The organism is Arcicella rosea (assembly GCF_040543805.1).
GTDB lineage: Bacteria > Bacteroidota > Bacteroidia > Cytophagales > Spirosomataceae > Arcicella > Arcicella rosea.
Genome location: NZ_JBEUMS010000017.1, coordinates 44,620 through 61,516, shown reverse-complemented (window position 1 = coordinate 61,516; position 16,897 = coordinate 44,620). Strand labels below are relative to the sequence as shown.

Here is a 16,897-nt window from a genome sequence, read left to right as displayed (position 1 = left end):
TTATTTGTCTGTTATTCGTTGCTGTTTTACCAGAAGATTATTTTGTGAATGAGTGAATCATTTCTAAAGAAAATTCCATTCGCAATTCACTAACTCACAACTCATCTATTAATTAATAAGCTAATTGTCCTAATGATTTTTGTACATCTACTTTACTCGATAACACCAAGTAAAGTGAATTATAATAATTGATTCTTGCCGTGCGAAGGTCGGTTTCAGAAGTAATTACTTCTAAATATGTTTTAATGCCCGAACGATATTGCAATTGAATTAAATCATAGACTTCTTTTGCCAATTCCATGTTTTCTTTTTGTGAAAGAAACACTGCCAAATTACTCTTATAAGTAGCTAAAGCTTGTTGGTATTCTGTGTTGACGCTCAATTTCAGATTTTTAACGTCTAAATCTACACGCTTGAGTTGCCATTCGGCAGAGTTGATATTGGCTTTTCGTTTTCCTCCTTGAAAAATCGGTAAAGAAAGTGTTATGTTGGCGAATGAGTTCGGATAATTTCTTGAATATAAATCTGTAAACGAGTTATTCAAAAAGTTAAGATTATACGCTCCGTTGAAAGAAACCGAAGGTAAATAACTCCATTTATTGTACTTCAATTCGGCTTCACGAAGGTTTTTTAAAGTAGCTAATTGTTTGTATTCAATGCGTGAAGTAAAATCTGATTGTTGTAAAGTATCAATCACGATGTCTCTATCTAATTGTAAAGTATCATACACAATCACCAATTCTTCGTTTTCAGGATATGCCATCAACGACTTCAAGTTTTGTAATCTTGCTTTCAACAATTCTTCATTGCTTTTCTTCAATGCCAAAGTATTGTTCAAAGTAATGCTTACTCTTTTGTAATCTATTTTATCCGTAGTTCCTGCATTGTATTGATTTTTAGCATCTTTCAAACTTCTTTGTAAACGAATAATGTCGCCTTCGGTTACTTTTATTTGTTGTTTCGTTGCCAATACTGCATAAAAAGCTTTGGAAACATTAGCCGCTAAATTGATTTTAGCATTCGCCGTTGTTTGGCTTGCTTGCAAACGCACATCGTTCTGACTTCTATTCGCTAAAAGTGCATCACGATTAAAAAGGTTTTGCGAAAGCGAAAACTGTGCCGCCGAAGTATTATCAACACCCAATTTTACAGGGTTTCCACCGATGATACTTGTCTGAACCAAAAAGTTATGCTGTAGATTGTAGTTAAAATTGATTTGAGGATACCAATCGGCTAATTTTCCCTTGATGGTGTTTTCAACGATGCGCTGGTCGATAAGTGATTGTTGAATTTGTGGGTGATTTTTTATCGCATATTGTACTACATTCTCAAGCGTGGCATCATCTAATTTGGGCGTTGCCACAAGCTTTTCCGACGAATTTTCTTGAACAACCGTTTGGGAGTATAGATTCGAGGGAATTTTTAAAACCAATAACGTTGTAAGCAACATCATTGGTAGTATTTTTCTAGTCTGACGCATGAATTTGATAGGTAAAATAATTTGTTTTGAATAAATATAAACGGACTTACTGCATTATTTGGATAATAACATGACTTTATAACCTATAAAAAATGATATTCGTTCATGAATTGAAAAAAATAGTCAATTTTGTTGTCTATTTTTTTCAAAATAGGATTATGGCACTTTCTCAATAGTATCTTCTCTTTCTGAAAAATACGTTTTACTACAATGCCTACTCTTCAAAATCATTACGAAATCATTTATTACTACACATTGGATTATCAATCCCAATCATTTAAAAGGCTTATAATACCTTATAAATCTTCCTCTGATTTCAACAAAATTGATATTGACAAAATCTGAAAACAAAGTTCCTACATTTTTTAAAAGGGGCTGTTATACAAATTCCTGTTATTTCTACCATTATTGCTGATGGCAATCTGTATTTGATAAAATTCAGTCTCTGCTTAATTGCTGATTCACAAAGAGCTAAACAAGTACAATCTGTATTCCTCTCATTTTTCTTCTAAGTAAAATTTTTATAAAATCTGTAAAGGCATTGTAAAGTTTTTCCGCAATTTATAGATTAATTCTAATGAGTAATTGGACATAACTTATAAGATTACCCCTAGCTGTTTGTTTAGGATATTTGAGGTAATAACTTTGTTTGGTGAACTAAATATTGGATAAATCCTATTATGAATCTCCAATTTTCAAACTGACAAAATCCATTTTTTCTTCTTTTAGAATTGTCCAAAAATTAATTGATTTATGACTAGTAAAAATAATAATTCAGACGAAGTTCTTGATGTAGTATTGATTGGAGCAGGAATTATGAGTGCCACGTTAGGAGCATTACTCAAAGAACTGCAACCAGATTTAAGTATAGAAGTATTTGAACGCTTAGACATTGCGGCAGCCGAAAGTTCGGATGCTTGGAATAATGCGGGAACTGGCCACTCGGCTTTTTGCGAATTAAACTATACGCCTCAATTACCTGATGGTTCTGTCGAGATTTCAAAGGCAATTGCTATTGCAGAGTCTTTTGAAGTATCAAAACAGTTTTGGTCTTATCTTGTACAGAAAAGAAATGATGTGTCGCCAGAGGCTTTTATCAAAAGTACTCCGCACATGAGTTTTGTTTGGGGCGAAAAAAATGTAGAGTATTTACATAAAAGATTTACCCGTTTGCAAGAATCCCATTTATTCAACGGAATGATTTATTCTGAAGACCCACAACAACTTTCGGAATGGATGCCTTTGGTAATGGAAGGTAGAAATCCAGAGGAAAAAGTGGCAGCAACCAGAATGGATTTAGGAACAGATGTAAACTTTGGTTCATTAACCAGAATTATGTTTGAAGACTTACAACATGATCAAAATGTTTCGATTCATTTCAATCATGAAGTAAGAAAGCTGAAGAAAAAAGACGGTTTCTGGAAAATAAAAGTAAAAGATTTGACAACTGGCGAGAAAAGAGTTGTTAGAGCTAAATTCGTCTTCATCGGTGCTGGTGGTGGTTCATTACCATTATTAGAAAAAGCTGCGATTCCAGAAGGAAAAGGTTTTGGTGGTTTCCCTGTAAGTGGACAATGGTTGAAATGTGTAAATCCAGAAATTATCGAGCGTCACAACGCTAAAGTATATGGAAAAGCTGCTGTTGGTTCTCCGCCAATGTCGGTTCCTCACTTGGATACTCGTATGATTGATGGTAAAAAAGCATTACTTTTTGGTCCTTACGCAGGTTTCTCGACTCGTTTCTTGAAAAATGGTTCATTGTTAGATTTACCTTTATCTATCAAACCAAATAATATTTACCCGATGATTTCGGCTGGTTTAGACAATATTCCTTTGACAAAATATTTAATTGACCAAGTTCGTCAATCGCCAGAAGATCGTTTGGTGGCTCTTAGAGACTATTTGCCAAATGCTAAAATGGAAGATTGGGAATTAGAAACGGCTGGTCAGCGTGTACAAGTAATTAAGAAAGACCCAAAACATGGTGGAATTCTTGAATTCGGAACAGAAGTAGTAAGTGCTGCAGACGGTTCAATAGCAGCTTTGTTAGGCGCTTCTCCGGGCGCATCAACTGCGGTTTCAATTATGCTTACTTTGTTGGAACGTTGTTATCCAGAACAATTGAAATCTGGTGAATGGCAAGAAAAACTAAAACAAATGATTCCTTCATTCGGTGAATCTTTGAGCAAAAATGCCGAATTAAGCGAAAATATAAGAATGCAAACAGCGGAAGCGCTACAATTACAAGTAGCGGTATAATCGTTTTGTTTTCGAAATAGAAAGTCAATTAAGGGAAGCCTTGATTGACTTTTTTGTTTTACACCAATTAAAAGAGGATAGAAAAGAATAATGAATGCGCTTAAATTTAGACAATCAATCGTCATAAACAGCATTCAAATGTTTCAGCTTAGACTTTCGTTTTTACTCTTTTTGCTATTAAGTATTTTTACTTTTTCAGAAAGTATTGCACAAAAAACGCCTGCTAATTTTAAAGTCATTGGTTTTTATACTGCCAAGAACGATCAAGCGCATATTAGTTATGTACACGAAGCCAATAAATGGTTTGCTGAAATGGCGAAAAAACATCATTTCAGTTATGATTCTACCAATAATTGGCAAAACCTGAATGCTGATTTTCTTTCAACATATCAAGTTGTACTATTTTTGGATACTCGTCCCGAAACGCCTGAGCAAAGAATCGCATTTCAGCAATACATGGAAAATGGCGGTGCTTGGATGGGATTTCATTTTGCAGGTTTTGCTCTCAACAATTCTACTTATCCCCAAAATTGGGATTGGTATCATGAACAGTTTTTAGGCTCTGGCGAATATAAAAGCAATACTTGGCGACCAACTTCTGCAATATTAAAAGTCGAAGATTCAAAACATCCAATTGCAAAACATTTGCCCCAAACCTTTGCTTCTGCACCAAATGAATGGTATCGTTGGGCGAATGATTTACGAAAAAATCCTTCTATTGAAGTATTACTTTCTATTCATCCCAATAGTTTTCCATTAGGAACTGGACCCAAAGCACATGAAATTTGGCACAGTGGCGACTATCCTGTGGTTTGGACGAACAAAAAGTATAAAATGATTTACGTCAATATGGGACATAATGACATTGATTATGAGCACAAAACAAACGCAGATTTATCGAATACTTTTCAGAACAAAATACAAAGTCAGTTAATACTTAATGGACTTTTATGGTTAGGGAAAAAATAAAAACGCCCAAATGGACAATTAGACCATTTGGGCATTTTTATTTATTCTTTCTCAATTTGGATATTTATAGAACAATTACTTTATTTGAAGGAATAAAAACACCCAGCAGCCTATGTAATGCAGATAATAAATTAAAGCAAATAAAAGCTTTGTACATTGGTATGTTAGATTCATGACACAGATTTAAAGTTTACAAACCTTATTTAACTATCCTCACCTTGAACTTTTCAGAACAACAAGTAGAAACACTTGCTCCGGATGCTGCTTCTTTGAAAGCAGGCAAGGCATTATCGAATGCCAATCAGTGGTTGGTAAAGCAAATCAATGAGCGAGTACTTTGGGGCGAAATCAAAGGAAGTGGCTCAAAACCTTATCGAACCCAAATAGATTTACAAAATATCGCCTATAAATGCTCCTGCCCTTCTTTCAAATTCCCTTGTAAGCATGGTATTGGCTTGATGATGGCTTTTGCTAAACAACCCACTTTGTTTTCAAAAACTGATATTGAACCTGACTGGGTAAAGGAATGGATGGATAAACGAAGTCAGAAAGCAGAGAAAAAAGCAGAAGTAAGTACGCCAATTTCGTCAGATAATGATGAGAAAGCCTCAAAAAGCAAAGAAAAGCGTCAAAACGAACGCCTTTTACAAGTAGAAGGCGGGATTGCTGAATTAGAGTTGTGGCTGAAAGATTTGCTAAGAACTGGCTTTTTATCCTTGCCAAGCAAAGGCGTTCAATACTTTGAGCAAACGGCGGCTCGCATGGTCGATGCCAAAGCAACAGGTTTGGCAGGAAGAGTTCGGGCTTTTAGAGACTTAAATTATCTTCATAATAATGATTGGCAAAAAGAATCTCTGCGAATTGCCGCCGAATTGTTTTTGCTGATAGAAGCTTTTAAAAACGCTTCAAAATTATCCCCTGAATGGCAACAAAGTCTTAAAAATTTAGTGGGCTGGAATCAATCATCTAAAGAATTATTACAAAATCATGATGCTGAAAAAGTAAAAGATATTTGGATAGCTTTAGGACAAGAACAGCAAGAATCAGAAGGGATAATTGTACAACGCAATTGGCTTTGGGGTACAAAAACGAATCGCTCGGCTTTGATTCTCAATTTTGGTACGCCTTATTCTCCACTCGAAAATGTCATTTTACCTGGAACTTTCATTGAAGCAGAATTAGCCTTTTTCCCTGCTGTTTTGCCACATCGAGCGGTTATTTATCTACAAAAAGGATTTGTTGAAAAACTTGATACAATTCCTGAAATGCTTGACGATTGGACGGCGGCGTTTCAATACCGTTCGGAATTACTCAGTAAATATCCATTTGTGAATGATATTCCGATGATTATCAAATGTTTGCGTTTTGTCCTCAATCAAAAGAAACATATCCTTTGCGATGAAAATAAGTACTACCATGAAATAAGTCTTTCTTGGACAGAGGAAAAAATGCTAACACTCTACGCCTACGCAGGAAGTACACCTGTGAATTTAGCAGGGGTTTTCAGACGAGATGGCTTTTTGCCTTTGGGAATTGTAGAAGGAGACAACTATTTAATGTTATAAAATATGTTACAACAGCTTATCAATACTGCACTTCTTGGCACAGAAAAAATGGGCTTTGATGAAAAATTATTGCCTGAAAGTATCCGCAATATTATCGAGAAAATGCCTGACACAGACAAAGAAGCCCGTTTTTTTAAAACGGTAGCACTCTTGTCATTTTATGAAGAAGCAGGACAAAAACCTAAACGTTTTGAAGGAGATTTTCCGATAGAAAACCTTAAAAGTGACGCTGTAGTTGCGTCCCCAAAATTTGCTTCTATCTTGAATGAAATCCTTGAAATTCCATACAATTTAAGAAATGATTTATTGACGCTTTGGCTTGATAAATTGATAGAAAATAAACAAATCTGTACGGCAAAATCAACCGTTGCGTTGTTGAATTCGATAGAGAGTTTACCTAAAAAATTACATCCAAAAATCATTAAAGTACTCAGTAAAAATGGTTTAGAATTATTGGCTTTCAAAACAAGTATCTCAGCCACAACACAAGTTTCAGATGAACAAATCTGGAAAGAAGGCAAGCTTGCCGAACGAAGAGAATTATTTAGTGAACTGAGAAATGAAGACGCTCAGAAAGCTTTGGCTTTATTGGAAAGTACTTGGAAAGAGGAATCGTTGAATGATAAAAGAGCTTTTGTAGAAGTAATAAAAACAACTTTTCAGCCCTCGGATGTCGTTTTTTTAGAAAGTATTCTTCCAGAATTTGCCTTCAAAGCAAAAGAACGTAAAACGCAAAAAGAAATCAGACAGACGATAAAAGGTTTGTTGATGGGAATAAAAACCACTGAAAGTTATAGCAATACTGCGGCAGCTTTAAAAAGTTATTTTCATCAGGAAAAAGCCAAAGGAATGATGGGATGGATTGGCAAAGAAAATAAAGTCCTTGTACTCCCCGATACAGACGACGACTTTATGAATACCAGTAAAATGGAGGCTGAGTACGGCATGGAGTTATCGCCAGACGTTGCCATATTCACCACAAACCAGCATTATTGGTTTGCTTGTTTCTTAGAATATTTACCTTTTGATTTTTGGACTCAGCATTTAGAAAAAGATGTACCCGCAACGGTAAAGTACTTTATTTCAGAAGTTTTTACGGTAAAACTCTCAGGAAAAAAATTAGCCATTTTTTTGAATGCACTTATCAATAATGCCCTTCAACATAAAAATGTAGCTTTAGCAAAAGCTCTTTTGAAAATTACTTCTTTGAACGACCAACTTCCTCTTTTGGGTTTATTACCCGAAGATGAGAAAGAAGAGTACATACTTTCAACCAAACAATTAGCTTCGCTTCAAGCCTTAGAAGCTTGTTTTAGTAATTTTCATGGTACTTGGTCGGCAGATTTTTCAAAGGCTATTTTACAAGAATGTTATACCATACTCATCGAAAAGAATACTTATATCTCAGAACAGCTTGGCGTTAATATGGTAAAATATTTACATCCTTCTGTCAGTGTTTTCTTGCTTAATACCAATCAGTATCCTGCTTCAACCAATCATTATTATATCAGACATTGGGAAAAATATTTTGTGGAAGCGATTGTAAAATCACAGAGAATCAGACAAAAAATAAATACGTAAAGCTTAACTGTTGTATCAAAAATATTAGATAAAAGTCCCCATTTTAAACAATTATCCTATGACTCTTTTACGCCAACACGCAGAAGTACAATTTTCGGAAGAATTAGCCGAACTCAAAAAACAAGATACAGGACATTTGCCTCCGAACTGGCAATTAACGCCACAAGCGGTAGTTACTTATTTAATGGGGGGGAAACTTAAAAATGGCTTTGAGATTTCGCCAAAATATATTGGCGACCGTCGTTTGATGGAAATAGCCGTGGCGACACTCACGACCGACCGAGCTTTGTTACTTTACGGTTTGCCCGGAACAGCAAAATCTTGGGTTTCAGAACACATAGCAGCGGCAATCTCTGGCGACTCTACTTTATTGATTCAAGGAACGGCAGGAACAGGAGAAGAAGCCATTCGTTACGGCTGGAATTACGCTCGCCTATTGGCAGAAGGCCCAAGCGAAGGAGCATTAGTAACTACGCCTATGATGACCGCCATGAAAAACGGAAAAATCGCCAGAATTGAAGAATTGACACGTATTTCAGCAGATGTGCAAGACACTTTGATTACGGTACTTTCCGAGAAAACAATGCCTATTCCTGAATTGAGTATTGAAGTACAAGCTATCCGAGGATTTAATGTAATCGCTACTGCCAATAACCGAGACAAAGGCGTAAATGAACTTTCGGGAGCATTGAAGAGACGTTTCAATACCGTTATTTTACCCCTTCCAGAGACTGCAAAAGAAGAAGTTGATATTGTTCGTAGGCGAGTAGCCAGCCTTGCAAAAAGTTTGGATTTACCCGTACAAGCTCCTGCTTTACAGGAAATTCAGCGTATTGTAAAGATTTTCAGAGAATTAAGGAATGGCGTAACCGAAGACGGAAAAACCAAACTAAAATCGCCGACAGGTTCGCTAAGTACTGCCGAAGCAATTTCGGTTGTGAATAATGGTTTAGCTTTAGCCGCTCATTTTGGCGATGGTAATATGAATGCCCAAGATTTAGCCGCAGGCATCATGGGAGCAATCGTAAAAGACCCCGTACAAGACAAAATCGTATGGAAAGAGTATTTAGAAACAGTTATTAAAAGCAGAGAAGAATGGAAAGATATTTATCGGGCTTGTAGGGAGTTGTCGTAATCTTATATCACTTATTTACCATCTTAATTCTAATCTTATGAACACGAAAGAACAGGCTATTCAACAAGCTTATGATAGAACTCTTTGGCAAATTGAACATAGCAATCTGAATGAAGCTAAAGACCTATCAAAATCATTGGATAATTTAAAATCTATTTTGTTGGGCGAAGTACCCGTACCAGCCAATTTTAGGGAAATAGTTATAGGATTCAAACATAATTATTTAACTACCTTTTTAACGGTTGCTATTTCGCATAACTATCAGCTTTGGAGTTCCCAAGACCCAATTATACAAAGCTTGATAAAACCTGCTAACCAAGACTCAGGAGTATATTGGTTAGTGAATGCGTACATATTCTACAAACTAACAAATTCCGAAACCGATGATGCTGATGATTGTTTAGACTTTTTGCAAAAGCAAGGATTTACAAAAAAGCAAATTGTAGAATGTGTGATTGAGAGTAAAAGTTATAATACATATTTTAGGGATATATATCATAATGATGGAAAGTCGGAAAGGAAATTAACTTCATTTGCTAAATTCTTACTCAAACTTCTAAAGGAAAACAAAAATATTCTTGGGATTTCTTTTGGTGAAAATTACTTAGATTTAGTGGAAAATGGTGCATTTCATGGTTATAATTCAACAGGTTTTAGAGATGCTACACTTCAATTTTTATATGAATATTACCCTCAAGGGCTGGAGGGTAAATATGAGAAGTATATATGTGATTCACAAATCTATGATAATAAGACAATCCTCAAATTTAATTTGAGCAACGCCCTTTTTATCCTTGAAAAGAATACTCAAAAACATGAAGAAGTAGTTTTAAATGCCATGTTTAAAGGAAAAGCTCTATTTGAAGAGAAATTTTCAATTTATGCCAAACTATGCGAAAGTTTTCCAAGTAAATATCAAGTAAAAGTTCTTGAACTCATAGACGAGTATATGAATGAACGAGCAAAATCAACTTTTCATGTTGATAGAGTATGGGGTATGATGTATGAAAATGATGCAATTTATGAACAAACACGTTATCGGTTAAGTACGGCTATGGCAAAATTCTTATTGAAATATGATGCCGAAAATGCCCAAGTTAAAATACATACTTACGTTTCAACATCAGATTTTTTATATCCTGAATTTATACGCTTCTTAAGTAATGAATTTAAAGAGAATAGTTTAGAGTATTTAGCAATTGCTTTATACAAATCTGTCAAATATGTAAGGAAGGATTATTTTTCAACAGTTTTGTTTTGTATAGGAAATTATAATTTTCAATCAATTGAAGATAAGATTTGGGATTTTGCTGAAAATCATGCAAACAAAGCAAATCGAATACTGGCTGCTCAGGCACTCAGTAAATTAGGAGATGCAGTTTTTGAACGAGCGAAAGGATTATTAAGTGCTAAAACTGTTGATAGTAGAGTTACTGGGGCTTTGGTATTATCATACTTAAATACCGATGTTGCCATTGATGCTCTTAAAAAAGTTGTTGACACAGAGAAAAATGATGATACTCGTGATATAATTTTAGAAACACTTTCAGAACAACTTTACGGAAGAAAACTGACCTTTTCTCAACTTCAAGAACTGATACAAACAGCAGAAAAACGAGGAAAACTTAATAAGTTTAATGAAAAATGGATTGATGAGAGTACATTACCAAAGCTTGTTTGGGAAGAAAATGGTACAGAACTAAATCAATCTCAAGTTAGATTCCTTTTCTATCGGATGGCTCGAAGTAAAGGGTTAAATTCTGATATTGAAGCTCGTCAAGTAATCAATGCGTTGGATAAAAGTAAATGTGGTGAATTTGCTAAAAAACTGATTCAAGCCTTTTTTGAAAGTGGTTCTAATACAAATTTTAAGCATTATCTCTCTACTGGTGGGCAGATGGGAGGAAATGAGATTTTACCAATCTTGAATACCATTTTCAAGAAAAACATGGAGGATAAGCGATATAAAATGGCTGAATACTCGGTGGAAGCGATAGCGATGGTTGGTACAGATAAAGCACTAAGAATCGTTGAAGTTATTTCGAGAAAATTTGCCAGTAAACGCCCTTCTGTAAGTGAAAGAGCTATACAAGCATTGGATGCTGCTGCCCTCGAATTAAATATAACTGCCGATGAATTAGCAGATAGAATAGTTCCAGACTTTGGCTTTGATGGCTTGTTTAAACCATTTAAGGTTGGCGAGGATGAATATCGTGTTTTTGTTAATTCAGATTTTAACCTATGTTTTTTCGATGAAGATAACAAAATGCGTAAAGCCGTTCCAAAAGAGACTCCTTCTGATTTAAAAAAAGAGTTTAAAGAAATTGAAAAGGAAATCAGAGACATCGTAAAAACCCAAAGTAGCCGCTTAGAAAATTGCTTGACAGATTCAAGACATTGGAAAGCCAAGCAATGGCAAGTAATTTTCTTACAGAACCCAATTATGTTTGTCTATGCAATGAAGCTTCTTTGGGGAGTATTTGATGAAAATGATACTTTGAAGGAGGTCTTTTATTGCTCAGATGGAGCGTCCCTTTACAATGAAAAGGATGAAGAAATAACCTTAAACAATACTGATACCATTAGAATTTTACATCCTATTTATCTGATTTCAGAACAGTTGGTGACTTGGAAAGACAAAACCTATGAAATAAGCTTTAAGGGAATATTCCCACAACTTGAGAGGAAAACATTTCATATTCTTGAAGAAGAAAAGGAAAAAAATTATACTCGTGTATTGGCTAATGTAGATATTCCAAAGGGGGCAGATTTTGTATCTTCAACGATTGAAAAGTATGGCTGGATTAAATCTAATGGCGATGGTGGGCGACTTGAGCTTACAAAGAAGTTCAAAAGAAATGATATTAAAGCATCAGTACATATTGAAGGCTTATATGCTTGGTATCAAGGTGGAACAGCTACTGCTACTGTAAAGGATATTTATTTTATGAAGGAAAATTGGCAGGATAAAATTGTGCTCAAAAACATACCTCCAATATTTTACTCAGAAGTAATTGCTGATATAGATAAACTCATTCAAGCTACTTAAACTATGCCTATAACAATCCTCGGTATTCGTCATCATGGTGTGGGGTCGGCAAAAAATGTGGCTGAACGCTTGGAACAACTGTGTCCTGATATGATTTTGATTGAAGGCCCGCCCGAAATCACCGAAGCTTTAGCATTAGTCGGTCATACGGATTTGAAACCGCCTGTATCGGTAATGATTTATAATACCGAAAACCCCAGACAATCATCATTTTATCCTTTTGCAGCGTATTCGCCCGAATGGGTGGCGGCTGTTTATGCCAACAAAAATAATATTCCTTTACGAGCGATGGACTTGCCTGCGGCGATTGGATTTCAGATTGATACTTTGAAACAACAAGAAGCTCAGGCAATGGCTGAACAAAAAAGTGAAACGGAAGAAACGGATACGCCAATTCTTCCTCCTAAAATTTCCCCTCGTGACCCTCTTGGCTATTTGGCAGAAGTATCGGGCTTTAGTTCTGGAGAAGCTTTTTGGGAACATCACTTTGAAAAAAATTATATTAAAAATAACGCCACAGACCACTTCGAGGCGGTTGCTTTAGCGATGGGTTCGCTCAGAGAACAGCAGGTTTTATCTTCTTTAGACGAAGAAAACGTCTATCGTGAAGCCTATATGCGTGAAGTAATTCGGAAAGCACAAAATGAATTATACAGCAATATCGTCGTGATTTGTGGGGCTTGGCATGCCCCTGTACTTCAAGAAGTAGATAAATCGGCTAAGGCTGATACCAAGATTTTAAAAGCTTTGCCCAAAACAAAAATCAAAGTATTAGCAACTTGGATTCCGTGGACAAATCAGCGACTTTCGATACACTCGGGCTATGGTGCAGGCATTTATTCGCCGGGATGGTTTGAACATATCTGGAAAATACCTGATGATTATGATTTACATTGGTTGACCAAAGTAGCCGATGTGTTCAGAAAAAAGAATGTAGATATTTCTACGGCTCATATCATTGAAGCGGTGCGTTTGGCTGAAAGCTTGGCGGCTTTGCGTAATTTCCCCAAAGTCAGTTTAGAAGAACTTAACGAAGCTACTTTGGCTGTTATGTGCATGGGCGATGCTATTATGCTAAACTTAGTGCGAGAGGAATTAATTATAGGAAAAAAGCTGGGCAAAGTGCCTGTTGATATTCCTAAAGTACCTCTCCAAGAAGATTTTGAGCGGACAATCAAATCGCTCCGTTTACCGCTTACGGCGAATGCAAAACAGTACGATTTGGATTTACGTAATGAGAATGATTTAAAGAGAAGTATTTTTTTACATCGTTTAGAAATTCTGGAAATTACTTGGGCAAAACGTGTGGACAGTAGAAGTAAAGGTACTTTCAAGGAGTCATGGAAATTGGAATGGGAACCCGAAATGATGATTTCAATCATCGACAAAGCCTTTTTTGGTAATACCATTCAGACGGCAGCCCAACAAGTAATTAAAAATCAATTAGAGCAAGAAACTTCTGTTGGAAAAGTAGCCGAACTGATTCAAAAAACCATTCCTGCTGAATTATTTGAAATTATCGGCGTATTGCTAAACAAAGTAGATGAGCTTGCGACAATTTCAGCCGACATTATGGATTTGATGTTTGCTTATCCGCCTTTGGTACAAGTAAGTCGTTATGGAAACGTTCGTAAAACTGACCTTTCAATGATTCAAGGCATTGTAGATAGCCTAATTACTAAAATAGCCATTGGTTTACCAAATGCTTGTTATGGATTAGATGAAGTTAATGCTGAGAAGATGTTTCAAAAAATTGGACAAGTAAATCAGGCCGTTCAATTGAATGACAAACCTGAAATTGACCAAATATGGATGGACGCTTTGAGTAAATTATTAAAAAAAACAGGCGTAAATCAACTTATAAAAGGTTGTACTTGTCGCTTATTATTGGATGCTCAATACCTTTCAGAAGAAGAAACAGACAGACAGCTATATTATTCATTATCAGCCAATAACGACCCCATAGAAGTAGCCGCTTGGATTGAAGGCTTTTTGAAAGGAAGTGGAATGATTTTGATTTATGACAACAAACTGTGGAATCTGATTTATCGCTGGGTAGTCCAAATTCAGGAAGATGTTTTTATGGAATTATTACCCATTTTACGCCGAACCTTTTCCAAGTTTGAATACGCCGAACGACGTCAGATTGGTGAAAAAGCAAAAGCAGGAATCATTACAGATGATTATGCAAGTACTTCAAATACAGCAGAAGAATTAGACGAGAAACGAGCAGAAATGGTTTTACCTGTGTTGGAAATGTTAATGGGAATATGATGACAAACGAAGAACAACTCAAAAAATGGCGGTTAATTTTGGGCGGAGATGAAGCCGATGGAATTGGTTGCCAGTTATCTGATACAGAAATTCAGATTGATAAGGCCCTGACGGCTTTGTATGATTTGGACAAAAAGCAAAAATTCGATTATACTCAGTCGAAAACTAAAGGTGGGAGCGAAAGTTCAAGTCCAAGTGTTGCTCGTTGGTTGGGGGATATTCGTAATTATTTTCCGCAGTCGGTTGTGAAAGTCATGCAAAATGATGCTTTGAAACATCCAGAGTTGCAAAAGAAAATGATGCTCGAACCCGAAATTTTAGAGCAGACCACACCCGACGTACATTTGGTAGCAACTTTGATGGAACTGGGAAAATTAATCCCTTCAAAAACAAAAGACACCGCTCGCCGTGTCGTTGAAAAAGTAGTGGATGAATTGATGCAAAAATTAGAGCAAAAAACAATTGCTGCTTTGTCAGGTGCATTAAGCCGTTCGGTTAGGAATTATCGTCCTCGCTATAATGAAATAGATTGGAATACCACCATCAGAAAGAATCTCAAACATTATCAGCCTGATTACAAGACGATTATTCCAGAAGTAAAAGTGGGTTATGGACGAAAAGCAAAGCGTTCGCTCAAAGATATTGTACTGTGTTTAGACCAAAGTGGTTCTATGGGGACGTCTGTGGTGTATTCTGGCATTTTTGGGGCTGTGATGGCTTCTTTGCCTAATGTAAAAACCCAGATGATTGTATTTGATACACAAGTAGCAGACCTTACAGAAGACTTGCAAGACCCTGTTGATTTACTTTTTGGCGTACAGTTAGGAGGCGGAACAGACATTAATTTGGCTTTACAGTACTGTCAGGAAATTATTAAAAAGCCTGATGACACAATTTTGGTATTGATTACAGATTTGTATGAAGGCGGAAATCTTGCACAGATGCGTAAACGTGTCGTTGCCTTAGTTGAGTTGGGGGTACAAGTAATTTGTTTACTTGCCCTTAATGATGATGGAAGTCCTTCTTATGATGCCGCTAATGCGAAATTCTTTTCTGAGCATCATATTCCTGTTTTTGCTTGTACTCCCGATATGTTTCCAGATTTGATGGCTTCAGCTATTCAAAAGAAAGATTTATTTCAATGGGCTGGCGAAAATGATATCGTATTGAAGGGTCTTTCATAAATCAGTCAAAAAGAGTTTTGCATAATATTTCTCCAAATGGTCAAAAAGATCATTTGGAGAAAGTGGGAAACGCATATAAATCGACTAAATAGTTAAAAGATCTGATAGATTCATATAAAAATCTACTTTTATTCTTCTTCTAAATAATCCAAATCCTTACCATGTGTTTCAGGAATGGTTAAAATAGAATAGAATGCCAATGTAAAGCAAATTACGCCAACAATAGCTGCGGCATGAAATACGCCTATTTCTACTTTCAAATTTGCGTAAAGTACAGTCATACCAATTACCGTTCCACGTACCATATTCGGAACAGTAGTAGCGGCAGTTGCTCTAAGGTTTGTCCCAAATTGTTCGGCACCGATAGTAACGAACATCGCCCAATATCCTACTGAAAAACCCATACAAACACATAATATATATAAACCAGATGCTGTAGAAATACCTGCATAAAGGAAGATGATACTACAAATCAATGAAAGGACTAACAGAATAGTAACCGCTTTTTTTCTGGATTCTAATAACTGACTTATCACACCACTAGATAAGTCGCCTATGGCAAGGCCTACATAGCAAAACATAATAGCTTTACCAGGTTCAATATTTTCTGGAATACCCATTTTCTTTCCAAATTCATTGGCGAAAGTGGCTAAAATACCAATTACAAACCATGTAGGCATACCAATAGCAATACATTTTAAATATCGTTGTAGTCTATCCGCATTTGTAAAAAGAGCGAAGAAATTACCTTTACTTACATGTTTCTGTTTCTTAGCATTTTCAAACATACCAGATTCAAAAACGCTTATTCTCATCAAAAGTAGGATAATACCTAAACCGCCACCAATAAAATAAGCATTTCGCCAACCACCAAATTGGGTTACGGTAAAATATGCAGCTACTGCGCCGAACAAGCCAACACCAGCAACTAAAGAAGAGCCTAATGCTCGTAATTCTTTAGGCAATACTTCCGAAACTAAAGTAATTCCTGCCCCTAATTCACCCGCTAAACCTACCCCAGCGATAAATCGTAAAATAGCATAAGTAGTAGGGTCTTGGATAAAACCACAAGCAATATTGGCAATAGAATAAGTAACAATAGAACCAAAAAGTACAGATAATCTTCCTTTTTTATCTCCTAAAACGCCCCATAAAATCCCTCCTATTAATAAACCACCCATTTGCCAATTTAGAATATCTTTTCCGACAGAAGAGATTTCCTCATCATTCAAGCCTAAATCTCGCAAACTTGAAACCCGAACAATTCCAAATAAAAGAAGATCATAAATATCAACAAAATAACCTAAAGAGGCGACAATCACAGGGATACTCAGGAGATGTTGCAAGGGAGTTTTTGAAAGCGTATTAGTCATGTTCAATTTGTTAAAAAGGGTTTGTTAC

The 16,897-nt window shown here is 36.0% G+C and carries 10 protein-coding genes; 8 read left to right on the top strand and 2 right to left on the bottom strand.

The annotated features are described in order from the left end of the window. Positions 1-112 precede the first annotated feature (112 nt). Positions 113-1,480: a TolC family protein gene (locus ABID42_RS19750; RefSeq protein WP_367285121.1), complete on the bottom strand. Its 1,368-nt coding sequence runs from the start codon at positions 1,478-1,480 to the stop codon at positions 113-115. Between the two features lie 753 nt (positions 1,481-2,233). On the opposite strand from ABID42_RS19750, the gene ABID42_RS19745 reads away from it, so the two are divergent. The 8 genes from ABID42_RS19745 to ABID42_RS19710 all read left to right on the top strand — a co-directional run bounded on the left by ABID42_RS19745 (position 2,234) and on the right by ABID42_RS19710 (position 15,496). Beyond that, the gene (locus ABID42_RS19745) at positions 2,234-3,739 is read left to right on the top strand and encodes a malate:quinone oxidoreductase (RefSeq protein ID WP_323689472.1); all 1,506 of its coding nucleotides are present in this window, start codon (positions 2,234-2,236) and stop codon (positions 3,737-3,739) included. 138 nt (positions 3,740-3,877) lie between these two features. After that, on the top strand, positions 3,878-4,708 hold the full coding sequence (locus ABID42_RS19740; RefSeq protein ID WP_367285120.1) for a ThuA domain-containing protein: 831 nt from the start codon (positions 3,878-3,880) through the stop codon (positions 4,706-4,708). Between the two features lie 218 nt (positions 4,709-4,926). Beyond that, entirely contained in the window at positions 4,927-6,273 is a 1,347-nt protein-coding gene (locus ABID42_RS19735) for an SWIM zinc finger family protein (protein WP_367285119.1), read from the top strand. Between the two features lie 3 nt (positions 6,274-6,276). Then, positions 6,277-7,854 (top strand): DUF5691 domain-containing protein, encoded by a 1,578-nt coding sequence (locus ABID42_RS19730; protein WP_367285118.1) that lies wholly within the window; start codon positions 6,277-6,279, stop codon positions 7,852-7,854. A 58-nt stretch (positions 7,855-7,912) separates the two neighbouring features. Continuing rightward, positions 7,913-8,989, top strand: a complete 1,077-nt coding sequence (locus tag ABID42_RS19725; protein ID WP_367285117.1) for an ATP-binding protein — start codon at positions 7,913-7,915, stop codon at positions 8,987-8,989. A 37-nt stretch (positions 8,990-9,026) separates the two neighbouring features. After that, positions 9,027-12,038: a DUF4132 domain-containing protein gene (locus tag ABID42_RS19720; RefSeq protein WP_367285116.1), complete on the top strand. Its 3,012-nt coding sequence runs from the start codon at positions 9,027-9,029 to the stop codon at positions 12,036-12,038. 3 nt (positions 12,039-12,041) lie between these two features. Beyond that, positions 12,042-14,312: a DUF5682 family protein gene (locus tag ABID42_RS19715; RefSeq protein WP_367285115.1), complete on the top strand. Its 2,271-nt coding sequence runs from the start codon at positions 12,042-12,044 to the stop codon at positions 14,310-14,312. Further along, positions 14,309-15,496 carry a VWA domain-containing protein gene (locus ABID42_RS19710; protein WP_367285114.1) on the top strand — a complete coding sequence of 396 codons (1,188 nt, stop codon included), beginning with the start codon at positions 14,309-14,311 and terminating at the stop codon, positions 15,494-15,496. The genes ABID42_RS19715 and ABID42_RS19710 overlap by 4 nt, the downstream gene beginning before the upstream one ends. Positions 15,497-15,624: 128 nt before the next feature. Here ABID42_RS19710 and ABID42_RS19705 read toward each other — a convergent pair whose 3' ends face one another. After that, on the bottom strand, positions 15,625-16,869 hold the full coding sequence (locus tag ABID42_RS19705) for an MFS transporter (RefSeq protein ID WP_367285113.1): 1,245 nt from the start codon (positions 16,867-16,869) through the stop codon (positions 15,625-15,627). Between the last annotated feature and the right edge of the window lie 28 nt (positions 16,870-16,897).